Origin of the sequence: Parashewanella curva, assembly GCF_003675895.1 — a bacterium.
In the GTDB taxonomy this organism is placed as follows: Bacteria; Pseudomonadota; Gammaproteobacteria; order Enterobacterales; family Shewanellaceae; genus Parashewanella; species Parashewanella curva.
Window position 1 is genome coordinate 53,131 of the sequence record NZ_ML014772.1, and the last position, 14,409, is coordinate 67,539.

The following is a 14,409-nucleotide window of genomic DNA, read 5'->3' on the forward strand; positions in this document are numbered from 1 at the left end:
ATTATAGCTATATCAGTGTGTCGTGATGTAGGCGAGTGACTTAAAGTTCCTATAAATGAAGGCGAGTTCTTCAGGTGTTAAACCTGAAGGACTTTTTATATTATTATTTGCTCCTTTCTCAAGCAGCATTTTAACTATTTTATGGTGCCCATGTTTGGCGGCTAGATGAAGCGGGGTGAACCCAGTGTTGTCTTTGAGAGCCAGATTTGGCTTACGAGTGAGTAACCTCTCAACAATATCGATATCGCCTTGCTCAACAGCGAGATGCAAGGCACTTTTTCCTTCTGAATTTTGCAGATTATTATTCGCATTCAATTTAATTAAATCATTGACCACACTCAATCGACCATAATGTGTAGCAATCATTAATGCTGTCCAACCACCAGTGCATGGTTCATCGATATTTAAGTCTGGTTGCTGTGTGAGTATTGAACTCATTATGCCAGTGTGGCCATATTTAGCCGAAAATGTAAACGCTGACCAACCATCAATATCTTGTAAAGTAAAGTCTTGCTGCTGTGTGAGTAAAGCCTGAGCAATGTCAAGGTGACCTTCATCTATGGCCAGCATTAATGCTGTGTATTTCGCATTACTTTGTAAATTTAAATTTGGGCTTTGTCTCAATAACAGGTTAACGGCTTCTATCTGACCGTATCTCGCAGCTACCATTATCGCTGTCATGCCTTTTGAATTTTGGACATTGAGGTCAGGGTGTTTTGATAGTAAAAGTTGTACAGTTTCTAAATGGCCAAATGAAGCCGCAAGTATTAACGCTGTGCAGCCATCATCTTTTTGTAAAGTAAGAAGTTCAGGCGCGTTCTCTAGAATAAGCTGTGGAATTTCAGTTGTGAAGTATACTGATGCCATCATAAGGGGAGACCAGCCATGATTATTTGTTAGGCGAAGATTAGGCTGGCGCGTCAGAATAAGCCTTACAACCTCAGTAGTGGTATATTTCAGCGCAACCATGATTGCAGTCCAACCATTTTTTGCTTGTATATCAAGATTAACGTTGTTCGAAATGAGTAACTTGGCGGCTTCAGGCTGATTATATTTAAGGGCTTCCATGAGTGGTGTCCACCCATATTTGCATTGTTTATTGATATTAGCCCGATAGTTTATGAGTGTGGCTATTGCTTTTGTTTCGCCGCACCTTGCTGCTAGCATTAAAGGTGTTTTGCCTTTTTCGTCAGTGATATCAACATTTGCACCATGCTTTAAAAGCATGAAAATGGCTCCGTGATGCTTATGAATAGTGGCAAGTTTAAGGGGTGAGTCCCCTTGTTTATTTTTGATGTTGAGGTTTACGCCCAGTCGGATGGCTTTTTGTATGTCAGCTAAGTTGCCTTGCTGGCAACCACGCAATAAAAGGTTAGGTTGTTGATTCATTTTCCTTTCAAGTTGCTTAGCTTGGTGCGCTAAACTAAAAGGGCTATTTTTGTGATGAAATGGAAGTCTAGATGCAAGACTATCGGGGAGAAGTTTCACCACCCATAAAACGAACCTTCGGGTATTTGATGGATTGGCAGGTTTGCTTTTTTGTTCCATGAATGTGGCATGTTTAACGCTAAACTCCCCAGTACTGCTCTCTGACACTTCAAATTGGTGGCCATTTTGAATAAGCATTTTTGGCTTTTCATAAGCGCATAGCTCAGATAAAAAACGCGTGTCCAGATTCGCAGACGTTGAAGGAACAGCCATTGGAAGTGCCGATTTGCAAAGTACTTCGCTTAACTTTTTCAAATTCAAAAGGTTTAGTGAAATACTTTGTGGTGATATTTTATTCTGGTTTATGTTTTATTTACTCTCATTCACTTCCACGATAACGAACAAAACGATTTTGACCTACGCCATTATTGAAATGTATTGATTCAACACATCGAAATTCTATGGGGTGGGCTAATTCTGCGAAAAGAGGAATACCGCCACCTAATACGATAGGAATGGTGGTAATTAGCATTTCGTCGATTAAATCTTGTTTTAAAAATTGCTGAATAGTGATGCCGCCATCAATATAAATATCTTCATATCCTTTAAGTTTAAGCTGCTTGATGATCTCTGACAGTTCACCTTTGATCAGCTGGATTTTGTCTTCATATCCAGAAGGTATTTGTTCCAAGGTGTTACTGAGCACAAATACAGGTTTGTTATACGGCCAATCGCAGTCAAAGCTCAGCACCAACTCCATGGTATTTCGCCCCATTATCAGTGCATCTATTCTTTCCATATGTGCATCAAACCCCATATCTAAGTTATCAGGATTTGGAACAGTGTGAAGCCAATCCACACTGCGATTTTTATCTGCAATATAGCCATCAAGACTAGTAGCAATAAAGACGATATTAGCCATAAGAACCTACTTTACTCGAAGTATTAGTAAAGACTGCCATATTCAACGAGGTAATGCCAAAAGTAAATCTATGTAAAGACTAAATACATCAGCGGCTAAATCCACTACGGTTAACAAAAAAACAACAAAATGGTGGTACCTTGCCTATGATACATTTCCGTAAAATTTATCTTGGACTGTTTTTTACGTTATCAGCCTGTGGTGGCAGCAGTAGTGACTCTGCTAACGACAATAATCCCTCTGAACCTCCCATTCAAAATCAACCCAAATATCAAGTTTCAGCCACTTTTGTAAAAGGTCCTGTGTCAGGAGGGCGTTGCACACTGGCGTCAATCAGTAGTGGAGAGTTAAGAGAGCCTGTGGCAACCGCTGAAACAGACGATGTCGGTTTTGTCGATTTTGGCAATAACATTCAACTTCAAGGCGATGTGTTAATTACCTGCTCAGGCGGGCGCTATGTTGATGAGTTTACTGAAAGACAAACCAATCAAGACACTTCTCCTATGCGAATGATGGCAAACTTGTCAGGAGATGATGGTTCAGAATTTGCCTTTACTGTCTCCCCATTAACTGAAATCGCAGTGCAATTGGCCGTGGAGCAAGGGGGTGGATTGAACAGCGTCATCAATGGTCAATATTATCAAAAAGTTACCATGGCCTTTGGTTTGAACTCAGAAATTAATATAGCAACACTCAAGCCTTTAGATTTAATAACGAAGGTTGCAGGGGAGAGCAGCCCAGAAGCCGAGTACGGTTTTACTCTCGCACTCATTGCTTATTTGCATAATCACCATAATGAAGGTGAGTTATATCAGAGACTAGCGAAGGATTTAGCAACTCAGCTTTCTAGTGATAGCTCAGTATTCTCTGAAAATGTACGCCAACAAATTGGTGAGGGAGCCGATTACTTTACGGCGTTTGGCAGCATTATCAATAGTGCGTTACAAGGTACGAATGTGCGCCGTATGATCATCGATAATGCGCAATTGATTTTGCCAGAAGCCGATCCCATCAAAACCACCTCAATTATTAAAGAGATAGAAGTGATCAGACAAGAGCTGGTTAACCATATTCGATCACACAATCTGCAACCTTTAGCCGATGCACCACTGGTAACGGATAGTATGTTTGAACTTGGTCAGGCGTTGGCATTTGATAAAATATTGAGTGGTAATAAAGATACTTCATGCATGAGTTGCCATCACCCTTTGTTAGCCTCGGGTGATGCTCGGGCCTTATCATTAGGTGCTGGTGGGCAAGGGCTTGGACAAAATCGCACAGGAGGTGAAGTGATCGCCCGCCATGCGCAACCTTTGTTTAATTTAGACTTGTTTAAAAACATGTTCTGGGATGGCCGAGTGCAGATGGATGATCAAAACAAGCTTAGCACTCCCGCCGATGCAACAGGCGACCTGACACCAGAAATGGAGGCCGTATTTTTTGCAAATCAAGCTGAAGAAGGGTTTCAGGGATATGGTGTAGTCGCAGCTCAAGCTATGTTTCCAGTAGCTGATACCCATGAAATGAGAGGTGAAGCCAAAGACGGGAATGAATTGGCGGGCTTTGATGCCGAAGATTTTACTGAGATTTGGCAAGGCTTAATGACTAGGCTGGGCAATATTCCACAATATGTAGAAATGTTTGAAACAGCCTATCCCGGTGTTGAGTTCAAGGATATGACGTTTGCTCATGCCGCCAACGCCATTGCAGCTTTTGAGATCCGAGGGTTTGATTTTAGACGAAATCCTTGGCAAGCAGTAATTGCTGATGTCGCCGATAATGGTGAATTGAATAATCCAGATCGTCTCGATGAAGATACTACTCGTGGTGCTCACTTCTTTTTTGAAACTGGATGTGTGAATTGTCACAAAGGTGCAGTCATGTCTGATTTTGATTTTCACAGCTTATCGGTGGCGCAATTTGGGCCGGGTAAAGGGGATGGAAATTCAGGATTTGAAGATTTTGGACGTGAACGGATCACGGGTAATTCTAACGACAGAGCCAAGTTTCGCACCGCACCATTATTTAATGTCGCATTAACAGCGCCCTATGCGCATTTGGGGCAATTCAGTGAATTATGGAGTCATACTCAAACCTATGCGATACCTGAACGATTTTGGATCAACTTATATACCGGCTACGACAGAATCTTAGCAGGGTTTGTTCATCAACCTACATTTGAAGATGAAGTGTCTGAAAGTGAAAAGCAGTTGTTGAAAACCTTTCCGGTACCATCGTTTGATGGCAAAGCTTATGGTTTTATTCGTACGGATGAGTATAACCAAACTAAGGTTGAACAAGTCGTCGCTGACAGTGGACGTCTAACGTTGGAGGAAGGAAAACGAATGGGCGATGGTGAACTTGGTTTACACCGACAGATCTTGGTGCCGTTTATGAATGCGCAAACCGATCCAAGGGCAAGGGATTTATCCCATTTGATCCCCGATTCTGTTCCAAGTGGTTTGGCGGTTGAAAATAGCCTAGAAAACTAAAAGGTTTAATGCCCTTTACAGATATAGAAAGGTTTTATATTTCACGTGTCATGAAAACCAAATCATTGTTGTTTTGGTTTTTCATCGAAGGTTTTACGAAAAGTAGGGTAGTCAGCCAAGTATTCTAAAAAACCGTGTTTGGGACATAGGTCGTATGTAAATTGCTTAAATTCAGATCGCATAATCATGTCCCTACTTATTTTACTTTGTTTAAGGTTGTTATTTAAAAGCTGGCTTCGAATACCTTCTCGAGACACGACTATCGCTTCTCCATTATGCTCCATTACAACAGCATTTGTTCCATTTAGCTCAATTCCTTTTATTGGGCAATTGTAGCAGTACCATAATGGAGAGTGAGGAACATCTTTGAGCCTATCTACATGTTTTTTAGCTTCTTTTGCTAGTTGAGGTTGCTCGATAAAAAATTGATGAAGATTTGAATTATAGGAAGGGTTAATGGTAACTCCTTCTTTGTACTTCGCTTTTAGAGTGACGCACTGAGAGGAGTGCTCGCTCCGATTAGAGGCTGCCGTTATCCCATTATTGTGTAAAGTATGGCTAAATACCTCACGGTTATGCATAGACAACAATGCATGAAAAGCTGCATATATGAGATCGGCAAGGCTTCTAGGCTTGCTGATAACTCTCACCTTTAATGCTCGATTATATTTAGTCCCATTTATTTGAAAGACACGTTTGCCATCTTCAAAGTTTGATGTTGTTGGATTTTGCCAAAGGTAATCAGCAAGCTGTTCATGAGCATGAACGCAATGAGTTGCTACACCAGACATACCACTTTCCTACCGTTTTGTTTTCAAACAATTATATATGGGTAAGTAAGTATTTATTGATTTGTAAAATAAAATTAATTTTAACAAAGAAAAATCTGAGCACCGTACTTAATCAGGTGCTCTTTATTAGGGCACGCCCTAGAGGGCGTTCCCAATTAGATTTTTGATTTGCCGCTGTTAATTTTTTAGGTTAAACAAGGCGGAAAATGTGAAGTGTAGCAATCTACACGAACATTTGACAACGCACTTTAAACAAAAAAGAAACGCAGCCCTTCGGGTTACACCTAAAATTTGCAAACTCTTCGTTACTCATCTTTCGTTTAGTCCACTAAACTTCATTCTTCGTGCCTTGATTTTGCAAATTTTAGGCAGTAACAAATCAAAAAGTCTTTAATTGGGAACGCCCTCTAGATATTAATTGTCTTTCTTTAGCAAAATAATACAAGTATTAATCGAAATGGCTTGCAGTTTATGGCGCTCTCTTTCGGCTGCTCGTTTACGGTCGTAGGGACCAAGATATACTCGATACCAAACACCATTTTTACCTTCAGTTCTGCGAACGTTGGAACTTAACCCTTGAAAAGCAATTTTGGCTCTCATACTTTCTGCTTGAGCTTCACTCCTAAAAGAACCACATTGCATTTGATAGCTTCTGTTAGGCTGCGGTTCTTTCTTTGGCACATCTACCTGAACTTCTTTGTTTTCAAGTATGTCTTGATAACTCCATTTATCTTGGGGTTTCGGAGGCAGCTCATTTTTAGGCTTAGGCTTTGTTTTTACAGGTTTCGAAACAGGCTGAGTCGTTTCTGCACTGTCTTTGATATTCCATAAGAAATAGCCAAAGCCGCCAATGCCAATAGTGGCGATCAGCAAAGGTATAATAGGCAAACGCGATGAAGGCGCTTGCTTTTTCTTGCTACGAGGTGTGCGTTTAGTCGGCTTACGATTAGCGTAATCTCGGCTCATTACATCTTCTCTAACGTTTCAATCCCTAGAAGCGCCAGACCTTGTTTTAAAGTCTGTGCCGTGAGCTTAGCCAATTGTAATCGGCTGTGTTTTTGTGCTTCAGTTTCTGCACTTAATACTGGGCAAGCTTCGTAAAAGCTTGAGAAAGCCCCTGCTAATTCAAATAGGTAGCCACAAAGCACATGAGGCTGTCCTTTGGCACTAACTCGGCTTAATATCTCATTGAACTGTCCTAGTTTAGTACCCAGATCTTTCTCTTTTTCATGCTCAAGAACAATTTTTGCATCAGTTAAATCAATATCCTGAGCTTTTTTGAAAATACCCGCTACACGAGTGTAAGCATATAATAAGTATGGCGCGGTATTGCCTTCAAAGCTCAACATTTGGTCGAAGCTGAAAATATAGTCGCTAGTACGGTTTTTTGAAAGGTCAGCGTATTTAACAGAGCTAATGCCTACAACCTTAGCGATGTGCTGAACTTCTGCTTCATCCATATTAGGGTTTTTACTTCGAACCAATTCAACTGCCCGTTCAACGGCTTCATCCAGAAGGTCGACTAACTTAACTACGCCACCACTACGAGTCTTGAATGGGCGTCCGTCTTCACCGTTCATGGTACCAAAGCCTAAGTGCTCTAGTGATACTGATTCTGGTACAAATTTCGCTAGCTTAGCTAGGCTAAAAACTTGCTGGAAGTGAAGACCTTGGCGAAGATCGACAAAGTACAAAGCACGATCGGCTTTGAGTACATTGGCACGATAACGCATAGCTGCTAAATCGGTTGTTGCATACAAAAAGCCGCCATCGGCTTTTTGGATGATCACAGGCAGTGGCTCACCGTCTTTAGTTTTAAACTCGTCTTGGAATACTACTTTTGCGCCTTCACTTTCGCTAAGTAAACCTTGAGCATCTAAATCGGCTACGACTTGTTGTAAGTCATCATTGTATGTGCTTTCACCACGCACATCGTCACGAGTTAAGCTTACGCCTAACTTTGCGTAGACTTGGTGGCAGTGACTTAATGAAATATCGTTAAATTGACGCCATAGTTTGTTGCAGTACTCATCACCTGATTGCAACTCGACCACAAGCTTACGGGCACGAGTGGCGAATTCTTCTGATTCATCAAAACGTACTTTGGCGGCGCGATAAAAGGTTTCTAAGTCAGAGAGTTCAAGACTGGCTTTGCCTTCATCTTTCGCTTGCAACTCTTCCATGTAGGCTAAAAGCATACCGAACTGAGTACCCCAGTCACCCACATGATTTTGACGGATCACCTTGTGACCCAAGAATTCTAAAGTGCGGACAACGCTGTCACCGATAATCGAGGAACGTAAATGACCAACGTGCATTTCTTTTGCAAGGTTAGGCGAAGAGTAATCCACCACAATGGTTTGTGATTCTGGTAAAGTCACGCCTAACTTAGGATCTGCAAGTGCTTCTTGCAGTTGATTCGCAAGAGCATTGTCATCTATAAAGAAGTTAATAAAACCAGGGCCTGCAATCTCAACCTTATCCACATGACTTGATTCTGGTAGGTTGTCGATGATCAGTTGTGCTAACTCTCGTGGATTTCTACGAGCGGCTTTAGTTAGCATCATCGCTAGGTTAGTGGCGAAGTCACCGTGACTCTTATCCTTGGTTCGGTCAACCTGAATGCGTGCCTGAACATCGGTCGGGACAACGCCTTGTTCAATTAAGGACTGTAAGGTTTGCTCTAGCAAAGATTGAATATGTGATTTCATTGGCGATCTTCAACACTGATTGATGAAAAAGTAAATAGCCGTCCATTTTAGCGAATTAACAGCGTATCTGACTATAGGTTTTTTTAATTTTACTATTATGAATCAATGCCCGTTAGGGACATGCCTTATTTCCAACGATTCTCATACATTCACTGGTTAAATTTTCAGTCTGTAATTGATTAGGACCGACCCAAGACAAAAACGGGCAAATCCCAATGCAATCAGTGAGTTTTGTTTCGTTTTCTAGTGTCAGTGATTTTGTGGGTTTATCGGTACTGGGATCGAGCGGTGTAATGTTATGAAGCCCTAAAAGTGTGGTTAATTCGCCATTGCCGCTGATATTGATACTTTGTTTTACATCTTGAAGCATTTGCAATGCATTCATATCTGTTAGTGTTGGGTTATCAACAATGGCTAGTGAACCAACAGTATGAGAATTAAGGTTTAGGCCATTCAAGCTTTGTAAATGATCATTTCCACCGATCTCAATATAACCCGTAATTTCGTCAAATGTGGGTAGGCCTGATAAGTCAGTTAATTTTGTGTTGCTTTGGATATGCAGGTTACCTATTTGAGTTAGCTTAGGTGTACCAGATAGAGAGGTAAGGCTTTGATTGTTATTTATACCGAACTCACCTCCAACCGACTTGAGTAGGTTAAGGCCTGAAAGTGAAGTTAAATTATTGTCATCTGAAATCACCAAATCAGCACCGACATATTGTAACCCCATCAATCCCTCTAAATCTTGGAGGTTAGGGTTATCTAAAATCACTAAAGCCCCAGTTACATCATTAAGCGCATTCAGTCCCTCTAAGGATTCTAAAGCTGGATTATGGGCAATCTCAATGCTCTTGGTTACCGTTGCCAATCTATAAAGCCTTTGTAAGTTCAAAAGCTTAGGGTTTTTTGATAGATACAAATTTCCAACAATGGCCACAATACCTTCTAGGTTGGATAGGTCTGATATATCTGAGCCTGTAATTAATAAATCTCCCTGAATTTCGACATAGGTGCAGTCAGGAGTGTATTTCGTTGGAAAGTCATCCACCTCCGACTGGGAGGTAAGAACAACATTTTGAGTGACAGTACAAGAAAGCCCATTCGGAGCTTGGGGCAACTGAGACTCGGTGAAGTTATTAAACGCACCGGTTTTTACTACAACACTGCTTGATATGGTATTTGGGCTATGGTTGAAAGTACTGGCAGCATAGGCATAGCTACTGAGTAATAGAGCAGCCCCAAAAAAATGAATCAGACGCATAACTCCATCCTTCTTTCTTTCTTTCTTTCTTTCTTTGATGTTTTTTATGATGACATTGTGATTAACAAAATCCCTAAGAAGATAATCATCTTTTAAATGCCAAACAGTAGGTTTGGAGGATGCATGATTTGTTAAAGGTAATTAACCTTCATTTACATTTTACTGAGAAGATATATCGTTAACTCATGGTATCAATGTAATCATTTATTTGGGCATGTTAGAAGGTGTTCAAAGTATTCGTTGGGGAGAAGCTCAACAGCAAGTGGCTGAAGTACACAAGCCGATTTTAGGGAAATATACCTTAGATTGTTCTGATTGCTCACCTAATCCAACGGGTAATTATCTCGCTCAAGCAAAGCCGGTGAGCGCTTCAAATACTGAGGTGGCAACGGATAAATTAGCCACAGTGCAAAACGAAGCTAAAGCATTAAAAGCAAAACTTACACTTAATGGATTAGAAAAAAATCTTGAACGCAATACCCTCTTATTTCAGCAGCTTGAATATTTAACCTTAGAGCAATCAGAAGCATTAACACAAAAAGTGATCTCAGGTGACTTTCCTATGCCCGGCATGGCGTCCATCTGTGACGTGATTGAAGCACGTTTATTCATCCCCGAATCAAGCGCTGAAGTGTTTCTCCAGTTCTATAAACGCATTAGTCAATTCGAGCAAAATCCACCGAGCTCAATAAGTGAATGGCAATATTTTATTGAAACAACTTTACCATTCTTGGGCTGTAACTCCGCTTTAGTTCATCCTAAGCATATGGTTAAGCTTTCTGAGCTTCAGTCACGACTTTCACACGTCACGGAATTCCTGCCAGAGTTTCTACAAATTATTGAGCAACTTACTGACTGGCTGCTGGTCACTTATGCGGACTTAAAAATTTTCCATGATGTTATTGTTGAACCTGTAGAAGGCTGCCCTGTCACTTTAGAGCAACTTACCGAGTGTTATGTACAACTTAAAATAGAAATCGAATCTCTCCGATCCAATAATTTCCCTTATTCAGAGTCTTTAATATTTAGCTAAAAACTGGCACATATTAGAGGATACCTGACTTATGAGTCGCAGTTAAAGGAGCTCGGAAAAAGGCCGTCAAAGTTACTTTATAGCTCAAGGCTGCATGAGGCTTTTTTTGGAGAAAATTGGAATGATCATTATTTTTGCAATGAGGGGTTAAGATCAATAATGAAGCTGCCTTGGTTTGCATTGTGTACAGAGCCAAAATACTTTTTTGTTGAATTTAAACAACTCTTTCGTAGCCAGACAGTGAATTTTTTTGATCCCCATGTGGAATTTAAAAATGATCGTTGTCTTCTTCTGCCCTGTTTAGGGGAGTTAAATTTAGCTTCTTTTAATAAAGCACATTGTCATTCTGTATATCCAATTGGAATGTGTTTTAGGTATACCGTTAAAGCTCATGGTCGGGAAATGAACTGTGGAGGTTTTGCTCATCACGATTGCGGTCATGCCGATGAAACAATTAAGAATACTCATTATCTGACATATGAAGAAAAACTATTTCAGCAAAATACAGTATCAATGTTTTATCAAAAAGAGAGGCTGATAAATCAAAACGTTAGTTTTACAGCATTAGAGCAACTTATTTTCTTTTTGGTGCATGAAAACAAAGATGGACGAATATTATCGTTAAAAAATTGTTCGTACTTGCAAGGAGTGTATCAAGCCTTAGCTGATGAAATTGAATTAGATAGCCAAGCAATAGAAATAGCCATTACATTTTTATTGCGATTTTTCTTACTCATTAAGACCATGAAGTTGGCCACTTATGTTGTCAATGTATGCTTAATACCAGAGAGTAAGATCAAGGAGCAGCAATATGTGCAGGCTAACTTAAAATCTTTGTTTCAGATAGGTGAAGTGGGGGTGACTGATTTTGTAAATTTATACTCTGGATGCCACACCATAAGAACATTACCTAATTTTATGATGCTGCTTACGTTCCTGTATAATCCAAATTCATTTGAAAACCTCCCGAAGGCTGTTATTGATTTTTGCTATTTTTTAAATCAGCCAATAAATTTTGATGAATTTGTTAGAGCTGAGCAGCGGGAAGAACTTATCAAGCCTAGGTATGTAGAATGTTATGCTGAATTTAATGGAATTGACCAAGAAAACAAATGGGATTTTGCGTTACGAAAGGTTAAAAAGTCAACTCTCGGAGCTATCGTGACTATTTGGTAATGATTCTTGTAATGATAACGCCACTGCACTTTCGGCATGAATTTGTGTTGTGTCATACAGTGGGATTGGAGTATGTTGTTGCTGAATAAGTAAGGCGATTTCAGTGCAGCCTAAAATAATGGCTTGCGCACCTTGAGCATATAAATTGTCCATGATGCTAAGGTATTGTAAGCGTGATTCATCATTGATCTTTCCTTGACATAGCTCTTGATAAATCACTCGATGAACATATTCTTGTTCTTTTTCGTTTGGAACAATGACCTCGATATCGAATTGATCAGAAATCTGCTTTTTATAAAAATCTTGCTCCATGGTAAATCGAGTACCAAGAAGTCCTACACGGTTGATTTTATCTTCAATCAATCTTTCGGCAGTGGCATCTGCAATGTGAATAAGAGGGATGGAAATAGCCTTTTGAACTTCTTCAGCTACTCTGTGCATGGTGTTGGTGCAGATAAGTAGAAAGTCTGCGCCAGCAGCCTCAACCTTTTGAGCAGCCCGAGATAGAATAGCAGCAGTTGTGTCCCACTTTCCTTGGTGCTGCAGAGTTTCTATTTCATTAAAATCTACACTATAAAGACAAATTTTGGCCGAATGTAAGCCACCCAGTTCAGCTTTTACACCTTCATTGATGGCCTTGTAATAGCTAGCAGTTGATTCCCAACTCATTCCACCGAGTAATCCTATGGTTTTCAATTAGTTTTCTTTAGAATGAGTTGATAGTTCTTATGATACTATCCTGAGTTAGCTGCTTTACCAAGCGCTACGTTTTTGTGTAATGATAAAATTTCTTTGATAAAAGCAATATAAAAGTAAGGAAAGATATTGAGCATAACGAAAATGTAACTGACTTTATACCTAAAAGGCATTGATGGCTTTCTAGGAGCATCAAATACGGTATAGCCATTGAGTAAATAACTAATAACAACATACAAGGTGGCGATAGCGCCAGCAATTAAGTAAATAAACGATAAACCTGTTAACACTAAAGTAAGAACATCCATTTCTTAGTACTCCAATACAAATCTACAATTAAAATCATATACCGTTTTGGGTTAATTTGCCGACAAAGTGAATAGCTATACCAATCATTAACTGATTAATAGCGATAAATTATGAAATTCAAATGTGCTTTCTCGGGTCTGGTAATCAATTGAAGTAAATGTCAACGAGAGATGAAGTATATGAAAGCCTCAATCCCAACACCTGTTTATGTTTTATTAGCCGTATCTTCTGCTTTGATGGGGCTGAGTATGTTACTGATGGGTGACCACAGGCACATCACCATAGTTACAGATTTTTATCATCTGGAATCAGTTGCTTCTGGCGCAGTATTTAACGTTACCGCAGCAGTGAGTTTTCTATTAGTAGCTATCTTTTCTTTAATGGCTATTAAAAAGACTGAATACAAAAAAGTGCTTGGTGTGTGGTTAACCATTATTGGGGCAGTGCCACTGATTGCTTTGTTTTCATCAAAGATGTGGATTTCGTCATTAGGTGGTTTTCCTGCGATTGGGGCTGGCCAAGGGGTGATAAAGTATTTTGCTTTACTTTCCGTTGGCTTATTAATTTTATTGCCACACTTGGATAAAACGATACAAAAATTCATCGCTGCGTTTCCAGTAATTTTAGTGTTACTTTGGATCGGCGGCATGAAGTTTACTGAGCTAGAGGCTAAAGGGATTGAAAGTCTAGTTAACACTTCGCCATTGATGTCATGGATGTACAAGATTTGGGATGTACAAACCACTTCAGATCTGATTGGTGTGTATGACTTAATTGCGATGGCATTAGTTATTGCGGCGATTTTTAAACGTCAATTCCTTCTACCTGCGGTATTGATGTCTGGTGCGGTATTTGTTGTTACTCAAACGTTTTTATTTACGGCTGAAGGGGCGTTTTCAGCAGAAACCATTCTTTCTACAACAGGCCACTTTTTAATTAAAGACTTATGGTTTATTGCAAATTTGGTGTGTTTGTGGAAGTTGTCTGAAGCAGAAAGTTAGAACATAGATTCGTCTACGCTGTCTTGATTTTTTTCTAATAGTGGATGTTGCGCAGTTTGTTGTTGAATCGTTTTTTCCTTATTTCCCTTTGTGGTTAACTTACGGGACCTAGGTGGGTAAAATAAGGTTTCTCCTCTTGCCGAAGAAGTTTTTTTAGATGTTTTCGGTGAGAGGAACCTTGTAAGGGTATCTCTTCCTATAGGTTCAGGGTGAAAGCTGGGCTGCGAAACAAATAGGGGAGTTTCTTGTGGGGAAACGGTAGGTTCTGTTTCTTGGTGAGGACCTTGTGCAGGATCCTCAGGTAATGATTTCGTATTTTCATCTCCAGCTGTAATCAGAGACGTTTCTGCAACATATGCTTCACGAGAGGAATGTTGGGTTGAAGATTCAGGTATTGCTTTGGATATTTCATCCACAGCCATAGTCAGAGGTGGAACAAGTGGTAGTGTCCTAATTTAGTGATATGCATGAATATCAATTCCAAATTCTACACGATTGATTAACAAACCAATTACAGTGTCGTGCATACTCTCTAACTTTGAAAAGCAAATCGTTCTTCGTGCCAACCTTTTAATCCAAGTTCTGAAAT

The 14,409-nt window shown here is 39.9% G+C and carries 14 protein-coding genes; 4 read left to right on the top strand and 10 right to left on the bottom strand.

Annotated features, from left to right (window positions below):
• Positions 1 to 12: 12 nt before the first annotated feature.
• Together D5018_RS09345 and D5018_RS09350 are read right to left on the bottom strand one after the other, a co-directional pair.
• A complete protein-coding gene (locus D5018_RS09345; protein ID WP_121838743.1) occupies positions 13 to 1,701 on the bottom strand; it encodes an ankyrin repeat domain-containing protein in 1,689 nt (562 codons plus the stop codon).
• Positions 1,702 to 1,807: 106 nt separating this feature from the next.
• A complete protein-coding gene (locus D5018_RS09350) occupies positions 1,808 to 2,350 on the bottom strand; it encodes a dihydrofolate reductase family protein (protein WP_121838744.1) in 543 nt (180 codons plus the stop codon).
• Positions 2,351 to 2,496: 146 nt separating this feature from the next.
• Here D5018_RS09350 and D5018_RS09355 point away from each other — a divergent pair, with 146 nt between their 5' ends.
• Positions 2,497 to 4,842, top strand: coding sequence for a cytochrome-c peroxidase (locus D5018_RS09355; protein ID WP_121838745.1), 2,346 nt, complete (start codon positions 2,497 to 2,499; stop codon positions 4,840 to 4,842).
• 62 nt (positions 4,843 to 4,904) lie between these two features.
• On the opposite strand, the gene D5018_RS09360 is transcribed toward D5018_RS09355, so the two are convergent.
• From D5018_RS09360 to D5018_RS09375, 4 genes are all read right to left on the bottom strand, one after another.
• Positions 4,905 to 5,633 (bottom strand): hypothetical protein, encoded by a 729-nt coding sequence (locus D5018_RS09360; RefSeq protein ID WP_121838746.1) that lies wholly within the window; start codon positions 5,631 to 5,633, stop codon positions 4,905 to 4,907.
• 414 nt (positions 5,634 to 6,047) lie between these two features.
• Entirely contained in the window at positions 6,048 to 6,599 is a 552-nt protein-coding gene (locus tag D5018_RS09365) for an SPOR domain-containing protein (RefSeq protein ID WP_121838747.1), read from the bottom strand.
• Positions 6,599 to 8,344, bottom strand: a complete 1,746-nt coding sequence (gene argS, locus D5018_RS09370) for an arginine--tRNA ligase (protein WP_121838748.1) — start codon at positions 8,342 to 8,344, stop codon at positions 6,599 to 6,601. The genes D5018_RS09365 and argS overlap by 1 nt, the downstream gene beginning before the upstream one ends.
• A gap of 112 nt (positions 8,345 to 8,456) precedes the next feature.
• On the bottom strand, positions 8,457 to 9,605 hold the full coding sequence (locus D5018_RS09375) for a hypothetical protein (RefSeq protein WP_121838749.1): 1,149 nt from the start codon (positions 9,603 to 9,605) through the stop codon (positions 8,457 to 8,459).
• Positions 9,606 to 9,819: 214 nt separating this feature from the next.
• On the opposite strand from D5018_RS09375, the gene D5018_RS09380 reads away from it, so the two are divergent.
• Positions 9,820 to 10,638, top strand: coding sequence for a hypothetical protein (locus tag D5018_RS09380; protein WP_121838750.1), 819 nt, complete (start codon positions 9,820 to 9,822; stop codon positions 10,636 to 10,638).
• A 159-nt stretch (positions 10,639 to 10,797) separates the two neighbouring features.
• Entirely contained in the window at positions 10,798 to 11,814 is a 1,017-nt protein-coding gene (locus D5018_RS09385; RefSeq protein ID WP_121838751.1) for a hypothetical protein, read from the top strand.
• Here D5018_RS09385 and D5018_RS09390 read toward each other — a convergent pair.
• Positions 11,782 to 12,510: an aspartate/glutamate racemase family protein gene (locus tag D5018_RS09390; RefSeq protein ID WP_121838752.1), complete on the bottom strand. Its 729-nt coding sequence runs from the start codon at positions 12,508 to 12,510 to the stop codon at positions 11,782 to 11,784. The two genes, D5018_RS09385 and D5018_RS09390, sit on opposite strands and share 33 nt — an antisense overlap.
• A 38-nt stretch (positions 12,511 to 12,548) precedes the next feature.
• Positions 12,549 to 12,818, bottom strand: coding sequence for a hypothetical protein (locus tag D5018_RS09395; protein ID WP_121838753.1), 270 nt, complete (start codon positions 12,816 to 12,818; stop codon positions 12,549 to 12,551).
• A gap of 180 nt (positions 12,819 to 12,998) precedes the next feature.
• Here D5018_RS09395 and D5018_RS09400 point away from each other — a divergent pair, with 180 nt between their 5' ends.
• On the top strand, positions 12,999 to 13,820 hold the full coding sequence (locus tag D5018_RS09400) for a DUF417 family protein (protein WP_243637415.1): 822 nt from the start codon (positions 12,999 to 13,001) through the stop codon (positions 13,818 to 13,820).
• Here the strand turns inward: D5018_RS09400 and D5018_RS09405 are convergent.
• Positions 13,817 to 14,236: a hypothetical protein gene (locus D5018_RS09405; protein ID WP_133309271.1), complete on the bottom strand. Its 420-nt coding sequence runs from the start codon at positions 14,234 to 14,236 to the stop codon at positions 13,817 to 13,819. The two genes, D5018_RS09400 and D5018_RS09405, sit on opposite strands and share 4 nt — an antisense overlap.
• Positions 14,237 to 14,275: 39 nt before the next feature.
• Positions 14,276 to 14,409: IS1 family transposase (locus D5018_RS09410; RefSeq protein WP_243637417.1), on the bottom strand; the 134-nt coding region annotated here is incomplete at its 5' end.

What these genes read in the sequence shown, in the direction of transcription:
- D5018_RS09345 (WP_121838743.1), bottom strand. Translation starts at nt 1,701, where the DNA reads ATGGCTGTTCCTTCAACGTCTGCGAATCTGGACACGCGTTTTTTATCT.
- D5018_RS09350 (WP_121838744.1), bottom strand. Translation starts at nt 2,350, where the DNA reads ATGGCTAATATCGTCTTTATTGCTACTAGTCTTGATGGCTATATTGCA.
- D5018_RS09355 (WP_121838745.1), top strand. Translation starts at nt 2,497, where the DNA reads ATGATACATTTCCGTAAAATTTATCTTGGACTGTTTTTTACGTTATCA.
- D5018_RS09360 (WP_121838746.1), bottom strand. Translation starts at nt 5,633, where the DNA reads ATGTCTGGTGTAGCAACTCATTGCGTTCATGCTCATGAACAGCTTGCT.
- D5018_RS09365 (WP_121838747.1), bottom strand. Translation starts at nt 6,599, where the DNA reads ATGAGCCGAGATTACGCTAATCGTAAGCCGACTAAACGCACACCTCGT.
- argS (WP_121838748.1), bottom strand. Translation starts at nt 8,344, where the DNA reads ATGAAATCACATATTCAATCTTTGCTAGAGCAAACCTTACAGTCCTTA.
- D5018_RS09375 (WP_121838749.1), bottom strand. Translation starts at nt 9,605, where the DNA reads ATGCGTCTGATTCATTTTTTTGGGGCTGCTCTATTACTCAGTAGCTAT.
- D5018_RS09380 (WP_121838750.1), top strand. Translation starts at nt 9,820, where the DNA reads ATGTTAGAAGGTGTTCAAAGTATTCGTTGGGGAGAAGCTCAACAGCAA.
- D5018_RS09385 (WP_121838751.1), top strand. Translation starts at nt 10,798, where the DNA reads ATGAAGCTGCCTTGGTTTGCATTGTGTACAGAGCCAAAATACTTTTTT.
- D5018_RS09395 (WP_121838753.1), bottom strand. Translation starts at nt 12,818, where the DNA reads ATGGATGTTCTTACTTTAGTGTTAACAGGTTTATCGTTTATTTACTTA.
- D5018_RS09400 (WP_243637415.1), top strand. Translation starts at nt 12,999, where the DNA reads ATGAAAGCCTCAATCCCAACACCTGTTTATGTTTTATTAGCCGTATCT.